Origin of the sequence: Leptospira noumeaensis (genome assembly GCF_004770765.1) — a bacterium.
In the GTDB taxonomy this organism is placed as follows: domain Bacteria; phylum Spirochaetota; class Leptospiria; order Leptospirales; family Leptospiraceae; genus Leptospira_A; species Leptospira_A noumeaensis.
On record NZ_RQFK01000016.1, the window covers coordinates 1 to 1354 of the forward strand.

The window sequence follows — 1354 nt, forward strand, 5'->3', positions numbered from 1 at the left end:
TGTATGACTCAAGACATGGGTAACACTTTTGTAGCAAGACATAGGTAACACTTTCTGGTTTCTCATCTCTTTAGAACACCTTTACAGGAGGGCTATAGGGATGCCTTGGAAGGAGAATCAGGTCGTGGATTTAAGATTGGAATTCGTTATGGCGAGCTTTGAGAAAGGTATTAACTTCACTCAGCTCTGTGCAGAATATGGCATCTCTACTAAGTGTGGATACAAATGGAAAGAAAGGTTCCTAACCGAGGGAAAAGCGGGACTTCTGGACAAGATGAGAACGCCGAAGAACTCACCTAAAAAACTTCCTGAGGAGGTGGTTCTTGAGCTCATTAAGCTCAAAAACCAGAAGAAGTTTTGGGGATCTAAAAAAATCCTAGAACTATACAAGAGAAAGTTTCCGGATGTTAAACCTCCGGACAAATCTACTCTTGATCGTATCTTCAAAAAAGCTGGACTTACATTACCCAAGAAAAAGAAGAGAGTCAAACATTTCGGCAAAAGAATTTCTCTGCCAGAAAAGTCTACTCAACCTAACCACATTTGGACTGTCGACTTCAAAGGTTGGTGGTATACTGCTGATTCAGAAAAGATCAATCCTCTAACGATCAGAGATGATTACTCTAAATACATTCTCTCTATCAAGACTCTTTCCAAAGGAGATATACCTTCTGTAAAAGCCGAATTCATTCGGTTATTTAAGATCTATGGCTTGCCTGAGATCATTAGGTCTGACAACGGTCCTCCTTTCGCTTCTATGCAATCCCTTCTCGGACTCACTAAGCTTTCTGTTTGGTGGCTCTCTCTTGGGATTAAGCTAGATCGAATCGAACCAGGAAAACCTTACCAGAATGGCGCTCATGAAAGAATGCACAAGGACATGGCTCGAGAACTACAACATGAGATCGTCGGAAACATTACACTACATCAAAAGTTATTCGACAAATGGAGAATTGAATTTAACAGAGAAAGACCACACGAATCTCTTAACATGAAAACTCCGGAACAAGTCTATGTGAAGTCACAACGGCAATTTGATTCTAATGCTGATCTATTACTCTCATATCCTTTTGGATTCAAGCAAAGACATGTTAACGATAGAGGTTACATCAATTGGCTTGGACATCTCGTTATGATCGGAAATCCGTTCAATGGATTCAATGTTGGTATTAAAAAAGAGAAGGATACCTACTCTATCTGGTTTGCAAATAACAAATTAGGTGTTATAGATAATGATTTCTTCTTGCTTATTTCCAATCCTGATTCATATAAAGTTCATAAGCCAAGAAAGGTTACTAAAAAGCGTTACCCTTCTCATGCCGCTTAATCGTTACCTATCTCTTGAAGTCATACC

1 protein-coding gene is annotated in these 1354 nt (G+C 39.4%); it reads left to right on the forward strand.

The annotated features are described in order from the left end of the window. Positions 1-100: 100 nt before the first annotated feature. The gene (locus EHQ24_RS06710; RefSeq protein WP_135600909.1) at positions 101-1327 is read left to right on the forward strand and encodes an integrase core domain-containing protein; all 1227 of its coding nucleotides are present in this window, start codon (positions 101-103) and stop codon (positions 1325-1327) included. The last annotated feature ends 27 nt before the right edge of the window (positions 1328-1354 follow it).